This window comes from Prosthecobacter sp., assembly GCF_014879935.1.
In the GTDB taxonomy this organism is placed as follows: Bacteria; Verrucomicrobiota; Verrucomicrobiia; order Verrucomicrobiales; family Verrucomicrobiaceae; genus Prosthecobacter.
In genome coordinates, this window is record NZ_JACSRD010000165.1 from 51606 (window position 1) to 71039 (window position 19434).

Consider the following 19434-nt stretch of genomic DNA (forward strand, 5'->3'; position numbering starts at 1 on the left):
GAAAAACATGGATGCAGGAGGGCGGTCACGAGCCCGCATTCATGCACGATTCCCGCATGTCGTCTCATGTTTTCTTCTCCCAGACGCCGGTCATGAAGGTCGCCCATGTGTTCATCCGCATGCCGGTCGGCGGCGCAGAAGATCTGGTCGGTGACATCCTGCGAACCATGCCCGAGGGCGCGGACATGCGGGTCGTTTGCCTCCAGAACCTCGGCAAGGTCGGTGAAGCCCTTCAGCAGCAGTTCCCCGGTCGTGTCAATCTGCTGCCCTGGGTGCCCGGAAAGCGCTTCCGGATTGGTGCCGTCTTGAAACTGAGCCGCTGGCTACGCGACGAGGGCATTCAGCTTGTGCACACACATGTCTATAACGCGCACGTCTATGGCCTGCTCGCCGCCCGCCGGGCCGGGATTCCGGCCGTGCTGCATCATCACAAGACGTATGCCGAAATGCGCTGGCGGCGGAAGATCATCCTGCGGGCCTTGTCCCATCGTGCGGCGGGGCACATCACCCTGTCGGCGCAGACGCGGGATGATCTGTGCCGGGTGTTCGGCATTCCGCGGGAAAAAGTCCGCGTTTTCGTCAACCCGGTGGACGAGGAGACCTTCCATCCGGCCGCAGATCGCGAGCAACTTCGCCGCTCGCTCGATCTGAGTGCTGGCACATTGCTCGTGGGCACGGTGGCCTCGTTGACTCCGCCGAAAAATCATCTCCTCAATGTGTCGATGACCGCCAAGCTCAACGAACTCGGCTTCACCGGCCGCTTTCTGGCCTTTGGCGAAGGCGGCGAGCGCTCACGCATCGCCGAGGCGGCCTCCCAACAGAAACTGCCAAACTTCGACCTCATGGGCGCACGCCGCCCCATCGCCCCGTGGATGCAGGCACTCGACGTCTTCACGCTTGGCTCCACCTGGGAGGGACAGCCGATGGTGCTGCTTCAGGCGCTGGCTGCCGAGCTTCCAATCGTGGCGTCCAACATCGAAGGAAATGCTGCGGTGCTCGGCCCCGACCACCCGGCGTTGTTCGATGTCAATGATGCGGAGGCCTATGCGAACACGGTGTGGCGTGTGTTGAACGACGAATCCTTTCGCGCGGCCATTCTGGCGCACCAGAAGCGGCGCAGAGCAGACCTGCCCATGCTCCGCGATTACACCAAGGAATTGGTCGCCTTTTACCAGACCATCGTCGGTTTACCGCGTCACTGAAAGTCATCAAGGCTCAAAAAATGAGCCGCTTTCACCGCATGTTTGAGCGTTCGGCCGATGACCGACTCCAGGTTTGCGGCGGAGATGCCATGACCGGGCTTGCGACAGGACAGGTTGTCGCGAGTGAGCGCCGTGCCCGCTGCGAGGTCGGTAGCGGCGACCAAACTCTGGCCGAACATGCGACGCAAGGGCTCCATCTGCTCAGCGGAGGCATCTTTGACCATTGGACTGGCCTTCATGCGCTCGATGAAGCGAATGCCTTCGACCATCTTCGCAAACTCGTCGGTGGTGAGAGAAGCGGAAACATCCGGTCCGAACATCTCGCGACTGAAGGTGATGTGCACCTCAATCAACCTTGCGCCGAGCGTCACGGCAGCCAGTGACGGATACGACGTGCCGGAGTGATCCGACAGGCCAATCGGGCAATCATAGCGCTGCATCAACTCACTGACCTGATTGAGACCGATTTTCTCCGGAGGACACGGATACGCCGTCGTGCATTGAAACACGGCGGCAGGTGATCCCGCCGCCTTCAACAAGGCCACCGTCGCATCCATCTCCTCGAGATAACTCATCCCGCTCGAAACCAGCACCGGCTTTCTGGTTGCGATCATCGCATCGAGAAACAATCGATTCGTCACCTCACCCGAGGCCACCTTCCAAGCGGTCACGCCGAGGCGCTCGAGCAGGTCGATCGCGGCCAGCGAAAAAGGAGAACTCAGGAAAACGAGGCCCTTTTCCTCGGCGTGCTGTTTCAGCCCCGCCCACTGTTCCGCGGTGAATTCCATGCGTTTCCAGTAGTCGTAACGGGTGGCATCCTGGCGGCTGAACTTCACCCGCCAGGTGTCGAGCTCGGAACTTTCCTCCGCAGCGATGTGGGTTTGAAATTTGATCGCGTCCGCACCGGTCTTCGCCACGGCATCGATGTAGGCGTGTGCGGTTCCCAAGCTGCCATCATGAGCCTGCGCGACTTCGGCGATGAGGAAAGACGGCGCGGCCGGATCCTGCCAGAGGTCGTTGATGTCGCGCGGATTCATCAGGCACGGAAGATGTTCTTGCCGCCTGCCGGCAGCACGTTGCGAGTGTCCACGATCACATCCGCCCAGCGGGCGAGCGCACGGTAGTCCACATTCGTGTGATCCGTGCAGATCAGCACCGCATCCGCCTCGGCAACGGTCTTTTGTGTCAGCGGACGGCTCTTCCGGGGTTTCAGCTTGGGGAAATGGTGATCGCCCGGGAACTGTGGAATGTAGGAGTCGTGATAGTCCACGCGGCACTTGTTGCGCTCCAGGATGTCCATGAGCTTGAGCGTCGGCGACTCGCGGAAATCATCGACATCACGCTTGTAGGCCAGACCGAGCAGCAGCACGCGGCTGCCCCGCAGCGACTTGCCCTTGCTGCCCAGCGCGTCCTGCAGCTTGGAAACCACGAAATAGGGCATGTTGGTGTTCACCTCACCGGCGAGCTCGATGAACTTCGTCGAGATGTCGAACTCACGGGCTTTCCACGTCAGGTAGAACGGATCGATCGGAATGCAGTGCCCGCCGAGGCCCGGACCCGGATAGAACGGCATGAAACCAAAGGGTTTGGTCTTCGCCGCGTTCACCACTTCCCAGATGTCGATGCCCATGCGGTCGAAGACGATCTTCAATTCGTTCACCATCGCGATGTTCACCGAACGGAAGATGTTTTCGAGCAACTTCGCCGCCTCAGCCACCTCCGCGCTCGTCACCGGCACGACCTTGGAAATGATCTGCTCGTAGAGCATCACGGCCAGTTTGCCGCTCGCCGCATCTGTGCCACCCACGACCTTCGGAATGCTGGCGGTGGAGAAGGTTGCGTTGTTCGGATCCTCGCGCTCGGGGCTGTAGGCCAGAAAGACATTCGTTCCAGGCTTTAACCCTGCCTTCTTCAAGATGGGTGCCACGATGTCACGCGTCGTTCCGGGATAAGTGGTCGATTCCAGGACCACGAGGCACCCCGGCTTGATGTTGGCCGCCACCCACTCGGTGGAGGACTCGACATACGAAAGATCAGGCTCCCGCTGCTTGGTCAGCGGTGTGGGAACACAGATCAACACGGCGTCCACATCCTTCAATCCCGCCGGATCGGCCGTGGCTCGGAACAGACCACTCGTCACCGCCGCCTTGACGCGGGCGTTTTTGATGTGGCGGATGGGAGAGCGCCCCTGATTCAGCGCCCGGGTGCGACGTTCATCCGGGTCCACCCCCACCACTTGCAGGCCCTTTTCCGCAAACAGCAGGCCGAGAGGCAGCCCCACATAACCCAGACCCATGATGCCCACCTTGAGACTGCGATTCTGAAGTTTGGCCTGCCACTGGGACGAAAGCTTGGAGGCCGATGAGTTTTTGACAGGCATAGCGGGCGATAGGGATGAAGGCGCGCATCAAAGCGCCGGGCGGCCCTCTTGTAAAGCTACGCCCGGCACGGCGTCAACCTGTGATGCCCTGGATCGGGAACGCCAATTCCCGGTTGTGCGGTGTATGATGCCGCAGTTAGTGACGATTTTATCATGCTCGCCCAAGTCCCCACACCTCGGCACCTGCCCCCCCCACCCACCGACTCGAACCTTCCCGACGTGGTGAAGAAGACACTGCGTTCCATGTGGAAGTACCTCTTACCCTATCGCTTCCGCTTCTCCCTAAGCATCACCCTCGGAATGCTCAGCGCCCTATTCAATGGCATCATGCTTATCGGCTTCCAACTGATTTTCTCTCTCGTCTTGAAAGGACAAACTCGCACGCTGGGCGAAGCCACGAAATTGCCTCTAATTGGTGAGATCAACTTGGCAGACATTATCGGTGTTGCCGACGACACTCCCGTCGGGCTCACCGGGGTGATGATCGCCTGCTCCTTCATCCCCGTGCTGATCTTCATCCGGGGTTTCCTCGGCTATCTGTCCAGTTATATGCAGGTCTGGGTGACGAGCAAAATGGTCTATCAGATCCGCAATGATGCCATGTGCAGTGTCTTGCGGCAATCACCAGCCTTCTTCAACAGTGCTAAAACCGGGGAGATGATGCAGACCGTCACGGCGCAGACCAGCGTGGTCCAACGAAACGGCATGATGCTCCTCCAAACCCTCGCACAGCGTCCCCTGACGATCGTTTCGATCCTTGTCGTGCTCTTTGCCCAGGACTGGTTTTTCACCCTCATGTCGCTGGTGGTTTTTCCGGCGTGTCTTACTCCTATCATACGGATCGGCAAACGAGTTCGTAAAATGGGAGCTCGTGAAGAGTACGATTCACGAGCCCTCTCCGTTGCCATGGTGGAAACCTTTTCTGGAATTCGCCTTGTTAAATCCTACGCACGCGAAGATCACGCGGCGCAACGCTTCGAGCGCACCAATGCCAGCATGACACGCAACATGGTGCGCTGGACGAAAGCCATGGAACTCGTCGGCCCGGTGGTTGAAACCGTGGCGTCCTTCGGCATCGCGGCGGGCCTCGTCTATGCCTGGCATCGGGGCCTGGAGGCGGAGAATTTCTTCCTGCTCGTCATGGCCTTGACCCAGATCTACCCGCCGGTGAAGGAGCTCAGCCGCGTGCAGATGCTGCTGCAAAAGACCACGGTGGCGGCAAGCATGGTCTTTGAGCTTCTCGAACGAAAGCCCGACATCCAGGATGCGCCGGACGCCATCGACGGCGGCCGCACCAACGGTGCCGTGACCTTCCGGCACCTCACCTTTTTCTACCGGGAACGCGATGGCAGCAAAAAGGAGACGCCCGCCGTTCAAGACATCGATCTCCAGCTCGATCCGGGAAAGTTCTACGCCTTCGTCGGCCCCAGCGGCGCTGGCAAAAGCACGCTGTACTCGCTTCTCCTGCGTTTTTACGACCCCGACGACGGCGCCGTCCTCCTCGATGGTCGCGACATTCGCAGCCTCACCCAGGCGTCCCTCCGGGCGAACATCGGCGTCGTCAGCCAGGACACGTTTTTGTTCCATGACACCATCCGCGAAAACATCCGCTACGGCCGTCTGGACGCCACGGAGGGCGAAATCATCGCCGCGGCGAAAAAAGCGCACGCTCACGAGTTCATCGAGCGAATCAGCGGTGGCTACGACGCCATCGTCGGCGAAGGCGGCTGCAACCTTTCAGGAGGCCAGAAGCAGCGCATCTCCATCGCACGTGCCATCCTGCGCGACGCGCCCATCCTGTTGCTCGATGAAGCCACTTCGGCGCTCGACACCGAGAGCGAAAAAATCATCCAGGAGGCCATTCACACGCTTTCGGAAGGCAAGACGGTGGTCGCCATCGCTCATCGCCTCTCCACCGTGCTTGAGGCGGATCAGATCGTCGTCATGGACCACGGCCGCATCCTTGACCGCGGCACGCACACCGAGCTTCTGGCCCGCAACGCACTCTACCAAAGGCTCTACCACCTCCAGTTCAGCAGCGAAGAGAAGCAGACGGCGTGACAGCGCCGATGGCATGCCCGCCAGACAATTACACACCTGGACGGCAAGCTTTTCCTCGCCATGTGCATGATCATGGCGGGCATTTGCCTGCGTCTGTTTTGATTCCCCCCTCATGAAAGCTCTCGTTACCGGCGGTGCCGGCTTCATTGGTTCCCACATTGCCCAACACCTTTGCCGCATGGGCGCGGAAGTGCTCGTCCTGGACGACCTGAGCACCGGCACGCCAGAAAACCTCGCCTGGAAATCCAGCGGCGACTCGCTCGAACTGATCCAGGGCGACAGCCGGGATGAAGGCCTGCTGGCAAAGATCGTCCCAGGCTGCGACTGGGTGTTTCATGAGGCGGCCGTGGCCTCGGTGCCGCAATCGGTCGCCCAACCGCTGGAAACCAACCAGCACAACCTCGACGCCACGTTGAAGCTGCTCATCGCGGCACGGGACGCCAGGGTGAAGCGTTTCCTCTTTGCCTCGTCATCGGCCATCTACGGCGAATCCGAGGTCGTCGCGAAGCACGAGACTCTTCCGGTGCAGCCCATCACGCCCTATGGATTGCAAAAGTATGCCAGCGAACGCTACTGCCAGCTCTTCCACCAGCTCTACGGCCTCCCCACGGTGGCGCTTCGTTACTTCAACGTCTTCGGTCCGCGACAATCGTTCACGTCGCAATACTCCGGCGTCATCGCCCGCTTCTGCTCCGCCATGCTGAAGGGCGAAACACCAGTGATCTTTGGCGACGGCAGCCAGTCGCGCGACTTCATCTTCATCGACAACGTGGCGCAGGCGAACCTGCTCGCAGCCCAGGCACCGGTGGAGAAGGCCGCCGGACGTGTGTTTAACGGCGGCACCGGCGGCAGCGTGTCCCTGCTGCAACTGGTCGAAGGCATCAACGAACTCACGCAACAGGCGATCCAACCCCGCTTTGAGCCCGCCCGGCCCGGCGACATCCGCCATTCCCAAGCGGACATCAGCGCGATCCGCGACGCGCTCGGTTTCGCACCGGCAGTTTCCTGGAAGGACGGCCTCGCACAAACGCTCGATTTCTACCGGAAACAGGCCCAGGCGTGACCGCCTTCGTCGTCAGAGGTCATCGCGGACTTGATCACAGCGCCTGCTGCGGCCAAAGAACATCCCGCCCATGATGTTCGCGCCCATCATCTCCGCCGCAGCCACCATTCCGCCTCTTTTCGCGCTGCTGGCTTTGATGCTGGCAGGGGTGGTTTTGGTTTCTCTGCTGTTGCTGCGGTTGCGGCAGTCGATGCTGGCCGGATACTTCCTTTGCGGCGTGATCATCGCCAACTCCGGCGTGCTGGACCTGCTCGGAGGCGGTGAATCGCACGAGCGGGTGTCTCAGATGGCCGAATTTGGCGTCATCCTGCTCATGTTCACCCTCGGGCTGGAGTTCTCGCTCGGCGAACTGCGATTTCTGCGTCGCCTCGCATTCGTCGGCGGCGGATGGCAGATGGGCCTGTGCATGACTGCGGCAGCCACCGGAGCGGCGATGCTGCACTTCTCCTGGCAGGGCGCGGTGCTGCTGGCTGTGGCGATGGCCATGAGCTCGACGGCGGTCAGTTTGAAAAGCTTCCAGGACCTCGGCCTCGAAGCCAGTCCCGGCGCGCGCATGACGCTCGCCGTGGCGATCTTCCAGGACCTGTTCGTCATCGTGTTCTTCATGTTCATGCCGCTCCTGCTGCCGCATGAGGGTGAAAATGAGGCCCTGCTGCCCCGTCTCGGCTCCCTTGCGCTGCGCGGCGGGGTGTTTGTCCTCCTTTCAGGTGCGGCGGCACGCTGGGGCATTCCCTGGGTGCTGAATGCGGTCACCAAGACGCGCAGTCGTGAGCTTTTCACCCTGTCAGTGATCGGCTGTTGCGTCGGCCTGGCCTTCATCGGAGGATTGCTCGGTCTCGGCCTAGCACTGGGTGCCTTCATCGCCGGACTGGCCGTCAGCGAGTCGATCTTCAAGCACCGCATCCTGTCGGACGTGATGCCGCTGAAAGACCTCTTCCTCACGCTGTTCTTCGTCTCGGTGGGCCTGATGATTGATCTGAAGGCCGTCGCCCAGCTCTGGCAGCCGATCCTGGGTCTCACATCGGCGTTGATGATCATCAAAGCGGTGTTCGTCACCGTCATCGCACGCCAACTCGGTCTTCCGCATCGGCAGGCGCTGATGGCGGGCATCGGCCTGTGCAGCGCAGGCGAATTTTCGCTCGTCGTCCTGCAAAATGCCTCCTCCGCACGTCTCTGGGACGCGCATACGCAGCAGACGCTGCTCGCCTCCTGCGCCCTGTCCATGGGACTGCTCCCTGCGTTGCTGAAACTGGGCCTGCCACTGGGCGAATGGCTCGTCAGACACGGCTGGGGACGTGGAAAGCCGGTGAAATTCGATGCGGGCAGCCTGCGGCAGCGCGTCGCCGGCCTGTCGAACCACGCCATCGTCTGCGGCCACGGTCCAGTCGGAGAAAAGCTCAACAAGGCGCTGCTTGATTCCGGTGTGCCGACCCTGGTCGTCGAATTGAATGCGGAGACTGTTCACGAACTCCAGCGCCACGGCCAGGTGGTGCTTTTCGCCGATGCCTCGCACGAGGAGACCTGGGATCTGACGCAGTTAAAACGGGCCCGCATGGTCGCCCTCACCTTCCCTGACGCCACGGTGAACGCCCAGGCGCTGGCCATCATCCGCGAGCAACGTCCCGACATCGCGGTGCTGGCCCGCGCCCGTTTCAGCTCCGACGTGGATCGTTTGAAACGCCTCGGGGCCACTCTGGTGGTGAACGATGAGACCGAGGCCGCCCGCTCAATCGTGGAGCAGGCGCAGACGCTGCAAGGCGCTTGAAGCCACAAGCGCACACGCATGCGGCACCTGCCATGCGTTAGCAGGCGGGAAGAAGCGGCCTCCTGAGCAGTTCATGCGGACCAGCGGAAACCCGCGCCCGCCTCACCTCGCCATGCACCACGTTGTTTTCCTCCAGGACCTGGCCGTCGTCATGATCATCGCCGCGATGGTCACCATGCTGTTTCGCCGGCTGAAGCAGCCGGTCGTTCTGGGTTACATCCTCGCGGGTGTCATCATCGGGCCGCACACACCGCCCTTTCCGCTGATCAATGACCAGCACAACATCGAGACCTTGTCCGAATTGGGCGTGATCTTCCTCATGTTCGCCCTCGGGCTGGAGTTCAGCTTGAAAAAGCTCTCGCAGGTCGGTGTCACGGCACTGCTGGCCGCCTCGTTTGAGATTCTGCTGATGGTGTGGGCGGGCTACCAGCTCGGCCGCTCTTTCGGCTGGGGGCAGATGGACAGCGTGTTTCTCGGCGCGATCCTCTCGATCTCCTCCACGACCATCATCATCAAGGCGCTGGAGGAGATCGGCAAGACCAAGGAACGCTTCGCCCAGATGATCTTCGGCATTCTCATCGTCGAGGACATCCTGGCCATCCTGATGATCGCGATGCTGTCCGGTTTTGCCACCACGGGGTCGCTGGCCGTTCAGGATGTCGCAGTCACGATCGGAAAACTCGCGTGTTTTCTCGGCGTGCTGCTGGTGGCGGGCCTCATTCTCGTTCCGCGGCTCCTCAATTGGGTCGCCCGGTTCAAAAGCGATGAAATGATGGTCGTCACGGTGATCGGCTTGTGCTTCGGCGTCTCGCTCCTCGCGGTAAGAATGGGCTACAGCGTCGCCCTGGGCGCCTTCCTCATCGGCGCCATCATCGCCGAGGCCCGCCACATCGCCCACATCGAGACGCTGATGAAGCCGGTGCGGGATCTTTTCAGCGCCGTCTTCTTCGTCTCCATCGGTTTGTTGATCGATCCACAGCTCATCATGCGACACCTCACATCCGTGCTTCTCATCACGCTCGTGGTCGTGGTCGGAAAGGTGCTGGCCTGCGGCTTTGGCACCTACATTGCGGGAAACGACCTCAGATCCTCCGTGCGTGTGGGCATGGGACTGGCACAGATTGGCGAGTTCTCCTTCATCATCGCCGCACTGGGCCTGTCGTTGAAGGTCACCAGCGATTTTCTGTATCCCATCGCCGTGGCAGTGTCGGCGCTGACCACACTGCTGACACCTTACCTGATCCGCAGCTCGGATGCCGTGGTGAATGGGATGAGCCGGATGATGCCAGGCGGACTCATGCGCACCCTGGATGCCTACACAAACTGGGTGGGCAAGCTGGCCTCCGACAATGGTGCACGAAAGACCCCTGCGATGTTCCTGCGGAAGTGGGGCTGGCAGATCGCGCTGAACCTCCTGCTCATCGCGGCCGTGTTCATCGCCGCCGTGTTTGCACGCGATCATGTGCATCAGGCATGGCCCACCGCCCCTGGCGGCCTGGATGGCGTGAAAGGCATGCTCTGGCTCTCCGCCATGATCCTCAGCCTGCCGATGCTGATCGCCATCGTGAGAAAATGGCAGGCCTTTGGCATCCTGGTGGCGGAGATGAGCGTGACGCATGCCGCGGCTGGCGAACGCACCCCGGCTCTGCGTGGCGTCGTCTCCGGCATCGTGTTCATCGCCGGCTGCGCGGGCCTTTTCCTGCTCATGCTGGTGCTCAGCACCGCCGTACTGCCGTCGCGAAACTTGCTCGGCATTCTGGTGCTGGTCCTCATCGCCATCGTCCTTCTGCTTCGTCGCGCCTTCATCCAGGTCCACACAAAGGCGCAGTTCGCCCTTCAAGAGACGCTGAATGAGCCGGCCCTGCCTCACCGCGACCCGCAGGCCCCTTCCCTGCCCTCCCTGCTGCGTGATGCCAGCCTGGTGACCGTCGTGATTCCGGAAGGATCGCCCATCGCGGGCAAACTGCTGGCCCATGTGAAGCTGCGCACCCTCACCGGTGCCAGCATCGTCGGCATCGAGCGCGATGGCGAAAGCATCATCAATCCCGGCGTCTCGGAGGAAATCCGGGGCGGCGACTCCGTGCTGCTGCTCGGCAGCGCCAGCCAGATTGAAAAAGCGCGGGCCCTGTTGATTCAGGGCGCAAGCTGACTTCACTGGCCGTGCATGATTTCCCACGACGAGCACGGCCGCGCCAGCTTTGGCAGACTCGAAGCGCCCCTTCAGCTCCTGATCCTCATCAATCTCGTCGCTTTTTCCGTCGAGACACTGCCCGGGCTCGACGCAGGCACGCAGCAGATGCTGGGACTTGTCGAACTGGTCAGCGTGGCCGTCTTCACCGTCGAATACCTCGTCCGCGTGGCTCTGTCGCGGCCTCGATCCTCCTACGCGTGGTCATTTATCGGCGTGATCGATCTCATCTCCATCCTGCCGTTTTATCTCGGACTCATGTTCGATCTGCGCAGCGTCCGGGTCATCCGGCTCATGCGCGTGTTCCGTCTGTTCAAACTGGCGCGCTACTCCGCCGCCGTGCGCCGCTATCATCTGGCCTTCCAATACGCCCGTGAGGAGCTGATCCTCTTCGGTGCCGCGGCCGTGATCGTGCTCTATCTGGCCGCCGTGGGCATCTACTACTTCGAATTCGAGGCGCAGCCGAAGGTGTACTCCTCCGTTTTCCACAGCCTGTGGTGGGCCATCGTCACGCTGACGACCGTCGGTTATGGCGATGTCTATCCCATCACCACCGGCGGGCGCATTTTTACCGGTTTCGTGCTCGTCGCCGGCCTGGGGATCGTCGCGGTGCCCACAGGCCTGCTCGCGGCGGCTCTGTCCAAGGCACGTGAACATGAAAAGGAGCTCGAAAAGGAGGAGGCACGCCAGGGTGCGGCAGCGAAGCACGGCGAGCAGCAGTGATTGCGCCGCGCCGCAGCCTTCCTCCCCAGCTCATTTTTGTCATTCTTTCTCGAATTGAAGAGGTGGCTCGGGACGGAATCGAACCGCCGACACGGGGATTTTCAATCCCCTGCTCTACCGACTGAGCTACCGAGCCTCTTGTTTGGAAGGGCCGCTATTGGAGCATGCTTCAATCCAGGCGCAACGGGTTTTTCGTGCACGGTGAAGATTGATCCGAGGGCCTATTTTCCCTTCGCGGAGAGGGCGATGAGCACCCAGCCGATCATGAAACTCAGTCCGCCGAAGGGTGTGACGGCTCCGAGCCACTTCACGCCAGTGTAGGCCAACACGTAAAGAGATCCGCTGAACAACACGATGCCCGCGAGGAACAGGCACCAGGCTTTTCGCAGCAGGGCGTTCTGACCGGCGAACAACGTGAGCACGAGCAGCACGACCGCGTGCGGGAGATGATACTGCACCGCAGTCTCCCAGTGTCCGAGCTCGCCAGCGGCCTTCAGCTTGTCATGCACACCGCCATGGGCACCGGAGGCGCCGAGCGCGATGGCAAGGAAGCCCATGAGGGCGGAGACACGAAGGCGAAAAGGATCAGGCTGCATGGCAGGCATGTTTAAACGCACGCGAGCTCAAATCCACTCCTTGATCACACGTCCTGAAACATCCGTCAGGCGGAAATCGCGGCCTTGGAAGCGGTGCGTGAGGCGAAGGTGGTCGAAACCGAACTGGTTGAGCAGTGTGGCGTGGAAATCGTGCAGATCGACGGGATCGCGGACGACACTCCAGCCAATTTCGTCCGTCTCGCCGTAGATCTGGCCGCCTTTGATGCCGCCGCCGGCGGCGAGCATGGTGAAGGCAAAGGGATGATGATCGCGACCGGTGGCGTTCGGATTGCCGCCACGGTTCTCACCGAGCGGTGTGCGGCCGAATTCGCTGCCCCAGATCACCATCGTGTCCTCCAGCATGCCACGCTGCTTCAAATCAGTGAGCAGCGCCGCGATGGGCTGGTCGGCCATGCCGGCGTTGTAGCTCAGTTCGTTGTCGAGATTGCTGTGATGATCCCAGCTCGCGTGCATGAGGCTGACAAAACGCACCCCACGCTCCACCAGACGCCGCGCCAGCAGGCAGTTCTTCGCAAAGGCCTGATACTGGCCCGGACCGCCACCGCGCGAGGCCTTGATCGGCGGGTCTTTGCGGTTCACGCCGTACATTTCCAGCGTCTTCTCGTCCTCGCCCTTCAAGTCGATCAATTCAGGCGCGGCGGACTGCATGCGGAAGGCCAGCTCATACGCGGAGATGCGGCTGGCGATCTCCGGATCGCGCAGATGCTCGTAGCGGCTCTGATTCAGCTCCATCAGCGTGTCCAGGCCCTTGCGCTGGAGGTTCATGGGAATGCCCGGTGGATTCTTCAAATTGAGCACCGGCTCGCCCTGGTTGCGAAAGAGCACGCCGGCATAGGTGCTGGGCAGAAAGCCGCTCTGCCACAGCGAGGCGCCGCCGCTGGTGCCGCGACCGGCGCTGAGAACGACATAGCCGGGAAGATTCCGCGACATGTTGCCCAGGCCGTAATTGAGCCACGAGCCGATCGTCGGCAGTCCGAACTGCGCACGGCCGCAATGCAGCACGAGCTGGCCTGGATGGTGATTGAATTGATCCGTGTGAAGGCTGCGGATCATGAGCCAGTCGTCCGCGTGTTTCGCCATGTGCGGCAGCAGATCGCTGAAGTCCATGCCGCACCGGCCATGTTTGGCAAAGGTGCGCCTCGAACCCATCAGCCGGGCGGTTTCCTTGCGGATGAAGGCAAAGCGCACGTTCTTTGTCAGGCTCTCCGGCAGCGCCTGGCCGTTGAGTTCATTCAGCTTCGGCTTCGGATCGAACAGGTCCATCTGGCTGGGGCCGCCTTCAAAGAAGATGAAGATGCAGTTCTTCGCCTTGGCCGGGAAATGCGGCGCCTTCGGCTGCAGCGGATCGGTTTCCATGGCCGAGGCGCGTGAGATCAGCCCTTCCTCCGTCAACAACGCGCCCAAGGCGAGAGCGCCGATGCCATTGGCGCTCGTGGTCAGGAACTCGCGACGTTTCTGCAGGATCTGATGCTCAACCGGATGCATGTGGAAAGAACGCCACGGAACCTGGTGAACTAGCAGGCAGGCGCCACCTCATACAACCAGCACGCACGACCGACGCGAATGACTGGTGACCTCATGAGCCGGGAAACACCAGCGTTGTCCAGCCTGCGCCTCGTCTGGCTGGCTGTCTTCATCGCGGCCAGCTGCGCCCAACAGCGCCCGGCGGTCGTGATCGCAGTGGCTCCGGTGGATGGCAGCGCAGGCATCAATCGTGCCATCGCACAGCTCGGCGATCGCGGCGGGGAGATCGTGCTGGAGGCTGGCACTTACCGATGCACCAGCCCGGTCATCCTGCGTCACAACGGCATCACACTGCGAGGAAGCGGTCACGGCACGCTGCTCCGCCTCGCCGCAAAGGCCAGCTGCCCCGTCGTGATCATTGGCGATGAGGCGAACTCGCCTCGCCGCCCGGTGAACCGAGTCTCGTTGCTCGATCTCGCGATCGATGGCAATCGCTCCCAGCAGATCGGTGAATGCTGGAACGGCCAGTGCGACACGGGCGAACTGACCGCGCTACGCAGTTCCGGCGTCGTGATCCGGCGGGCGCATGACATCCGGGTGGAGCGTGTGAGCGCCACGAACTGTCGCTCCGGTGGACTGGTCACCGAAAAACACTGCCGCCGGCTGTTAGTGCGGCAGTTCTCGGCCGACCGACATGAGTTCGACGGACTGGCCTGCTATGAAACCGAGGACAGTGTCTTTGAAGATCTGGAATTGCACGACAATCCCGGTGCCGGCATTTCCACGGACCTGAAGTTCGCCCGCAACCTCATTCGCAACGCCAGGATGGAGCGCAATGGCAGCCACGGCATCTTCATGCGTGACTCGAATCACAACCGCTTCGAAGACATCGTGATTCGCGACAGCGGTGCCTCAGGCATCTTCATCGCGCAGGACAGCGGCCGTCCGGAAACCGGCTGCGTGAGCAATCGTTTCAGCCGCATCGAGGTCACAGGCTCGAAAGGCCCAGCCTTGCAGGTGAATGACGCGAGTTGTGAACGCAATTCCTTCGCGACCGTCCGGTTCGCAGACAACAAGGTTGGCCTTCACGAGGCATCACCAGGACTGGTGTCGATGGAGAATCTTCACGAGCGCTGATGCCGTCTCACGCTTCCGGCCACGCTGCCCGGGCTTCCGCAATGAATTTGGCTACCAGGGCGAGATCCTTCACGCCGGGCTGCGCTTCCACACCGCTGGCCACATCGACCGCGGCCGGATGTGTCTGCTGCACCGCCTGACGCACGTTTTCCGCATGCAGACCTCCGGAGAGCAGGATCAGCTTGCCTGGAAACATCTCCTTCGCACGCAGCGCCAGTTCCCAAGGGAATGCATGGCCGCCACCGCCGTAAGTGCCGGGGTTGTAGGCATCCAGCAGGATTGCCGCGCAGGGAAAGTCGCCGATTTGTGCCAGCGAGGCCGCGTCACGCACTTGCAGCGCCTTGATCACATTCGCGCCGCGATTCATCACGCGCTCCACTTCGGCGGGCGTCTCGTCACCGTGCAGTTGCAGGGATTGGAACAACCCGCTGCCAATCGCGGCATCCAGAAGAGCGTCGTCCGCATTCACCAGCACCGCCACCAGCGGGTTCTTGGCCGCCACATCACGCAGCGAGCTTTCCGCGACGGTCAGCGGCATGTGACGCTTCGATTTCGGCCACAGATTGATGCCCACCGCATCCGCACCGAGGTCAAAGATCTCCGCCGCCTGCTCCGGACGCGTGATGCCGCAGATTTTCACGCTGTGACGGGCAGGATCAGGAAACATGGCCGGGAAAGACGGGATTGATGCGGGGTTCGAGCAGGCTGGTCGTCAGATTCAGAAGCACATCCAGCTTGGGAGGCAACGGCATGCTGCCACGCACCCGCACATCGCGCTTCAGTTCTTCAAACCGCATCGTGTCGGTGGAGCGCATGAGAAAGATCACCGGCGGTGCCGTGTGAGAGCCGCGATGCGCCAGCGGGTAGGCCGTGCTGAGCAGACGATCCAGCATGTCACCCGCCAGATCCGGCAGCGGCAGCGAGAACAGAAACAGCGAATACTCACGGCGCAGCGCCATTTCAAAAGCCCGCTCGCCACTCGGAGCGTCATCGACCTCGCAGACACGGAACGCCATGAGAGCCTCACGAATCACCCGACGGAACGGCAGGCTTTCCTCGGCGAGCAGCACCCGGGGGACTGCGATGGGGGCCGGTTCGGACGTCATGAAAAGCGTCTCAGCTTTCAGGATACACCACCACGGCCATCACGCCCTCGCTCGGCACCCAGCCGACGATTTCAGCCCGCTTCAGCGGCTTGGAGGAGGCACCCATGCCTTTGCGCACGGTCTCCAGCACTTTCTTCTGCGTGTCCTCGGTCACGGTGGAGCCGAACAGGCCGGCCAGATCCGTCAAAACAGGCGCGGGGGCATTCACGCCACCCACTGTGGTCACTGGCGTGCGGGACTGGCCGCAGGCGATGATCGCCTCACGAATCGCCTCTGGCGTCATGTCGCCTGAAACGACCACCAAGCGGCGCAACCGCGTCTCGGCGGTCGGTGACTGCACAATCGCCACCGGAGCGGCAGCAGCGGGCGAAACAGCCGATGGAGCGCTGGGCGGCGGTTTGATCGACTTCGAAGGCTTCAAAAAGCCACGCGGCGCACCCGGCGTGTATCCGCCCATCGGGGCCAGCGCCTGCGGCAGCATCGGCTCTTCCGCGCACAGAGCGGAAGCCGAGAGGGCAAGGAGGATGGCGGGAAGAACAGGGAGTTTCACGAAAGCCGCGCGTTTTATCATGCCACCCCGAAAGTGACAATCACAAAATGAGGGCACTGGATGGTGCGGGCATCGGGCTTGCGGTTGAACGAGCCGGGTTGTGATCACTTCTTTTCCGGGCTCCGCTTGAGAATCGCGGGCTCCGTCCAGCGCCAGAATTGTGGGGCGAGGAGTTTCGACGCATTGCCAGCATCGGAGGCGAGGTGGTTATGCGGGTCGTTTTTCACGCGCTCGGTGGTGCCTTTGAGCTGCCCGGCCTGGATCGCCTTCGCGACGGCCTCGTCATCGATGGACCAGACCAGCAACACGCCCTCATCGGACTCGCGCAAGAGGTGCAGCGTGTTCCGGACCGGTTTCACGTCCTTTTCGGTGATGAGGGCGAAAAGCAGGCCGGATTGATCGTCGGCCGAGGCACGGCGGAGGCGAAACTCGACGGGCTTTTCGTCCTTGTCGCCAGGTTCGGTCATGAGCAAGACGCCGTTTTCAGCATCGGCGATGGTGAAGTGCATCACATCGTCATCATCGATGGCCATCCATCCGCCGCTCCAGTCGTCAGGCTTCAAAGCGGAAGGCTTGGAGCCGAAGTCGTCATCCACGGTGGTTTCAGGACAGGCCGAAAGGAAGCAGGCGAGCAACGCAGCGAGGAGGACGCGAAGGGAGGCTTTCATGGAGGCGGAGCGGGCGGATTGGCCGGGGCCGCGAGCTGCTCCCGCAGGCCGCCGCTTCCCGGTGGCAGCGAAAGCGTCACACCACGCCCGCGCTCAGGGCCTTCATCCGGCGGCGGTGCGACGACCACGGGCGGAACTTCGACCGGCAGCGCCTTTGGCACCTTGGAAACCACGGGTACGATGGGGGTGGCCGTGGCGACGGCGGAAGTCTGGCTCTTGACCGCCTCCACGGGCAGCGGAGCCGGCTTTTTCTGCCACAGCGCATCGCCGGAAAGATGGGCGATGATGGCACCCAGGCACATGGATCCGCCCATGAACACGGCAGCCTTCAGCCAGAACGGCACGTCGTCCGCCGGAATGAGGTCGGCGGGCAGCGTGGGCGGGGCGCTGGCAGCGGCTCGGGCCCAGTCGGGCGAATCGGGCGGCGAGGGATCTCCGCCCGCGTTGCGGAAGAGCAGCTCGGCAAAGCCGATGTGCGATTCGTCTCCCTTGGTCGCCCCGCCGGTGGTCAGGGGGACAGGACTGCGCAGCGGGCTGGTGGACGCGGCCGGAGCAGCGGCGGCGTCGCGTTTCGCGGCGGAGGGGAGGGCAGCCGCTTTCGCCGCAGGCTTGGTGACAGGGATGGTTTTCGGAGCGGGCTTCAGGCCCAACTCCACCGCAGGATCCGTGCCGCCGGCGCGGCCTGGCTCGCTTGGCTTGACCAGGTCGTAGTGCTGGATGATGCGGGCATAGCGGGCGAGGAAATCCGAGCGCAGCGCCGGCTTCGCCTCACCGACTTTGGCGATCTCATCGTCCAGCAGACGCGCGACAGTCTCCCGTTCGCGAGCGCCGCCCGCAGGGTCCGCCAGGACACCCACCGGGGACTCCAGACCGAGCAGGAACTTGCACAGAGCGGCCAGCCAGCCGCCATGCCAGGGGGCGGCGGGGGCGTTCTTCGCCGGAGGCAGCAACACGGTAGGATCCGTGCCGCGACCAGACATGGCGGCGAGCGTGGGATGCGCACGCACCAGCACATTGAAGGCCGGCCACTCATTGAGCTTTGAGACGAGCAGCTTGGTGCTGCGGGAGTCCTCGCGGGCAAAGCCGGTGAGCAGGAAGATGTCCTCCAGGCGCAGCTTCGACACAGGCAGGGTGGAAAGATCGATCTGGGCGAGCGCGGAGTCGAGCCCGGCGAGCACGAGGTAGGCCTCCTGCACGTCGAGGTAGCGGCGTTCGCGCATCAGATCGGCCAGGCTGATGCCTTCGACGATCTCCTCTGCCAGGCAGGTGATGTCCTCGGCCTCATTGACGAGCGCCAGCGTCACCAGACCGGAGTAGTCGCGCTGTTTGGTGACCTTGAAGGCAGATTCATCGACCTCCTTGACCCGGGCGCAGGCGATGCGGGCCGGGGGCACCTGCTCGATGAGCACGGAACGGCCCGTCTTGGTCAGCGTGCCGCGCATGCTGTAGGGATTCGCCATGTCGAGGCGCTGGCTCTGAATGCGCACCAGATTGACCAGTCCCCGGGCCACCTCCTGGTAGCTGGCGAGCAGCGGTGCCAGCAGGGCCCGCGGCTTTTGCGCGGTGGGGACTTCGCCGGAGGGATGGTCGGGGGCGAGTTTTTGCAGGGCCCCACGCAGCTCCCGCATCGCGGCGATGGCTCCCACACCCGCCGAATCCAGGCAGGAGGCGAGCAGTTCGGTGAAATCAGCCGCCGGGAGGAGATGATCGGCCAGGGTGGGGCCGCCGCCCTGCTCGGTGAGGAAACTGCGGAGGAATTTCGCCTGCTTCTCAAAGCCGGTCTTCAGCGCCCGCTTTTTCGCGGCGTTGTCGATGACGCGGAAGTCCGCGGCGAGCACCTGCACCGTCTGCGGCGTCGTTTGCACCACGCGGAAGCTGTCGAGCGGCGTCTCGGTCAGGAAATCACCGCGTTCACACACCGCCACGGCGGTTTCCAGCGCCCGGCAGGCGATCATGATCGCCAGCCAGCCGGGGATGTCCTGCTGGCGGGCGAGGTAGGGCCGCAGCGGCTCGCCATCGATGTTGCTGGTGATGTAAAAGGGATTCCCCTCGTCCTCTCCGCACTCGATCAGGCGTGCCAGCGCCGGATGGCCGCGCTTTTGCAGCGCCTGGCAGCTTTCCTCAAAGGCGGCGCGGTTGCTCAGTGCCTCCAGCAACACGTGGCAGTGCACGTATTCCAGCCGCTGCATGTCAAAGGCCAGCACGGCCACCTGCTCAGCATTGCGCACGAGCTCGACGTTGTTGCCGTCAGCGTCCTGGATGATTTGATAGTGCCTGAATTGGCTCGGCTCCGACATGGGGGCGGGAGAGTGGAAGAATGCGGCGTGACTATCCTTGGTCGCGCCAGATGTTCAAGCCGGGGTTTCACCTCCCTTGCACGCCACCCTCCGTCCCCTTCCAACTCTCAAACAACCAGCACCGTGCCTCGCTGACGTGCCCGCCGGGGTGACGTTGTCGTTTTCCAGGGCCTCCAACGTGGTCGCCGGGGTGACGCCGCCACTCCATCACTC

Annotated in this window: 16 protein-coding genes and 1 tRNA gene; 7 read left to right on the forward strand and 10 right to left on the reverse strand. The window is 62.4% G+C overall.

Annotated elements, in window-relative coordinates; translation table 11 throughout:
* The first annotated feature begins 56 nt into the window (after positions 1 to 56).
* Entirely contained in the window at positions 57 to 1202 is a 1146-nt protein-coding gene (locus IAE77_RS16620; protein ID WP_294228623.1) for a glycosyltransferase, read from the forward strand.
* Here IAE77_RS16620 and IAE77_RS16625 read toward each other — a convergent pair.
* Positions 1196 to 2239 (reverse strand): N-acetylneuraminate synthase family protein, encoded by a 1044-nt coding sequence (locus IAE77_RS16625; RefSeq protein WP_294228626.1) that lies wholly within the window; start codon positions 2237 to 2239, stop codon positions 1196 to 1198. The genes IAE77_RS16620 and IAE77_RS16625 overlap by 7 nt on opposite strands.
* Positions 2239 to 3582, reverse strand: coding sequence for a nucleotide sugar dehydrogenase (locus IAE77_RS16630; protein WP_294228628.1), 1344 nt, complete (start codon positions 3580 to 3582; stop codon positions 2239 to 2241). The genes IAE77_RS16625 and IAE77_RS16630 overlap by 1 nt, the downstream gene beginning before the upstream one ends.
* A gap of 153 nt (positions 3583 to 3735) precedes the next feature.
* Between IAE77_RS16630 and IAE77_RS16635 the strand changes: the two genes are divergently transcribed.
* From IAE77_RS16635 to IAE77_RS16655, 5 genes are all read left to right on the forward strand, one after another.
* Positions 3736 to 5643, forward strand: a complete 1908-nt coding sequence (locus IAE77_RS16635; protein WP_294228630.1) for an ABC transporter ATP-binding protein — start codon at positions 3736 to 3738, stop codon at positions 5641 to 5643.
* Positions 5644 to 5755: 112 nt separating this feature from the next.
* Positions 5756 to 6706, forward strand: coding sequence for an SDR family oxidoreductase (locus tag IAE77_RS16640; RefSeq protein ID WP_294228633.1), 951 nt, complete (start codon positions 5756 to 5758; stop codon positions 6704 to 6706).
* A 70-nt stretch (positions 6707 to 6776) separates the two neighbouring features.
* Positions 6777 to 8471 carry a cation:proton antiporter gene (locus IAE77_RS16645; protein ID WP_294228636.1) on the forward strand — a complete coding sequence of 565 codons (1695 nt, stop codon included), beginning with the start codon at positions 6777 to 6779 and terminating at the stop codon, positions 8469 to 8471.
* Positions 8472 to 8583: 112 nt separating this feature from the next.
* Positions 8584 to 10620: a cation:proton antiporter gene (locus IAE77_RS16650; protein WP_294228638.1), complete on the forward strand. Its 2037-nt coding sequence runs from the start codon at positions 8584 to 8586 to the stop codon at positions 10618 to 10620.
* Between the two features lie 15 nt (positions 10621 to 10635).
* Positions 10636 to 11382, forward strand: coding sequence for an ion transporter (locus IAE77_RS16655; RefSeq protein ID WP_294228642.1), 747 nt, complete (start codon positions 10636 to 10638; stop codon positions 11380 to 11382).
* 63 nt (positions 11383 to 11445) lie between these two features.
* On the opposite strand, the gene IAE77_RS16660 is transcribed toward IAE77_RS16655, so the two are convergent.
* The 3 genes from IAE77_RS16660 to IAE77_RS16670 form a co-directional block, all read right to left on the reverse strand.
* Positions 11446 to 11518: transfer RNA gene (locus tag IAE77_RS16660), tRNA-Phe, on the reverse strand.
* An 85-nt stretch (positions 11519 to 11603) separates the two neighbouring features.
* Complete coding sequence (locus IAE77_RS16665) at positions 11604 to 11978, reverse strand: DUF423 domain-containing protein (RefSeq protein ID WP_294228645.1); 375 nt, start codon at positions 11976 to 11978, stop codon at positions 11604 to 11606.
* A gap of 27 nt (positions 11979 to 12005) precedes the next feature.
* Positions 12006 to 13484, reverse strand: a complete 1479-nt coding sequence (locus IAE77_RS16670; RefSeq protein ID WP_294228648.1) for a DUF1501 domain-containing protein — start codon at positions 13482 to 13484, stop codon at positions 12006 to 12008.
* Positions 13485 to 13577: 93 nt separating this feature from the next.
* Here IAE77_RS16670 and IAE77_RS16675 point away from each other — a divergent pair, with 93 nt between their 5' ends.
* Positions 13578 to 14600, forward strand: coding sequence for a right-handed parallel beta-helix repeat-containing protein (locus IAE77_RS16675; protein WP_294228651.1), 1023 nt, complete (start codon positions 13578 to 13580; stop codon positions 14598 to 14600).
* A gap of 7 nt (positions 14601 to 14607) precedes the next feature.
* On the opposite strand, the gene IAE77_RS16680 is transcribed toward IAE77_RS16675, so the two are convergent.
* The 5 genes from IAE77_RS16680 to IAE77_RS16700 form a co-directional block, all read right to left on the reverse strand.
* A complete protein-coding gene (locus tag IAE77_RS16680; protein WP_294228655.1) occupies positions 14608 to 15267 on the reverse strand; it encodes a phosphoribosylanthranilate isomerase in 660 nt (219 codons plus the stop codon).
* The gene (locus IAE77_RS16685) at positions 15257 to 15706 is read right to left on the reverse strand and encodes a hypothetical protein (protein ID WP_294228656.1); all 450 of its coding nucleotides are present in this window, start codon (positions 15704 to 15706) and stop codon (positions 15257 to 15259) included. Before IAE77_RS16685 ends, IAE77_RS16680 begins: the two co-directional genes overlap by 11 nt.
* Positions 15707 to 15716: 10 nt before the next feature.
* Positions 15717 to 16256: a hypothetical protein gene (locus IAE77_RS16690; protein ID WP_294228659.1), complete on the reverse strand. Its 540-nt coding sequence runs from the start codon at positions 16254 to 16256 to the stop codon at positions 15717 to 15719.
* A gap of 104 nt (positions 16257 to 16360) precedes the next feature.
* Positions 16361 to 16924, reverse strand: coding sequence for a hypothetical protein (locus tag IAE77_RS16695; protein ID WP_294228662.1), 564 nt, complete (start codon positions 16922 to 16924; stop codon positions 16361 to 16363).
* Entirely contained in the window at positions 16921 to 19221 is a 2301-nt protein-coding gene (locus tag IAE77_RS16700; RefSeq protein ID WP_294228665.1) for a hypothetical protein, read from the reverse strand. Before IAE77_RS16700 ends, IAE77_RS16695 begins: the two co-directional genes overlap by 4 nt.
* Positions 19222 to 19434: the final 213 nt, after the last annotated feature.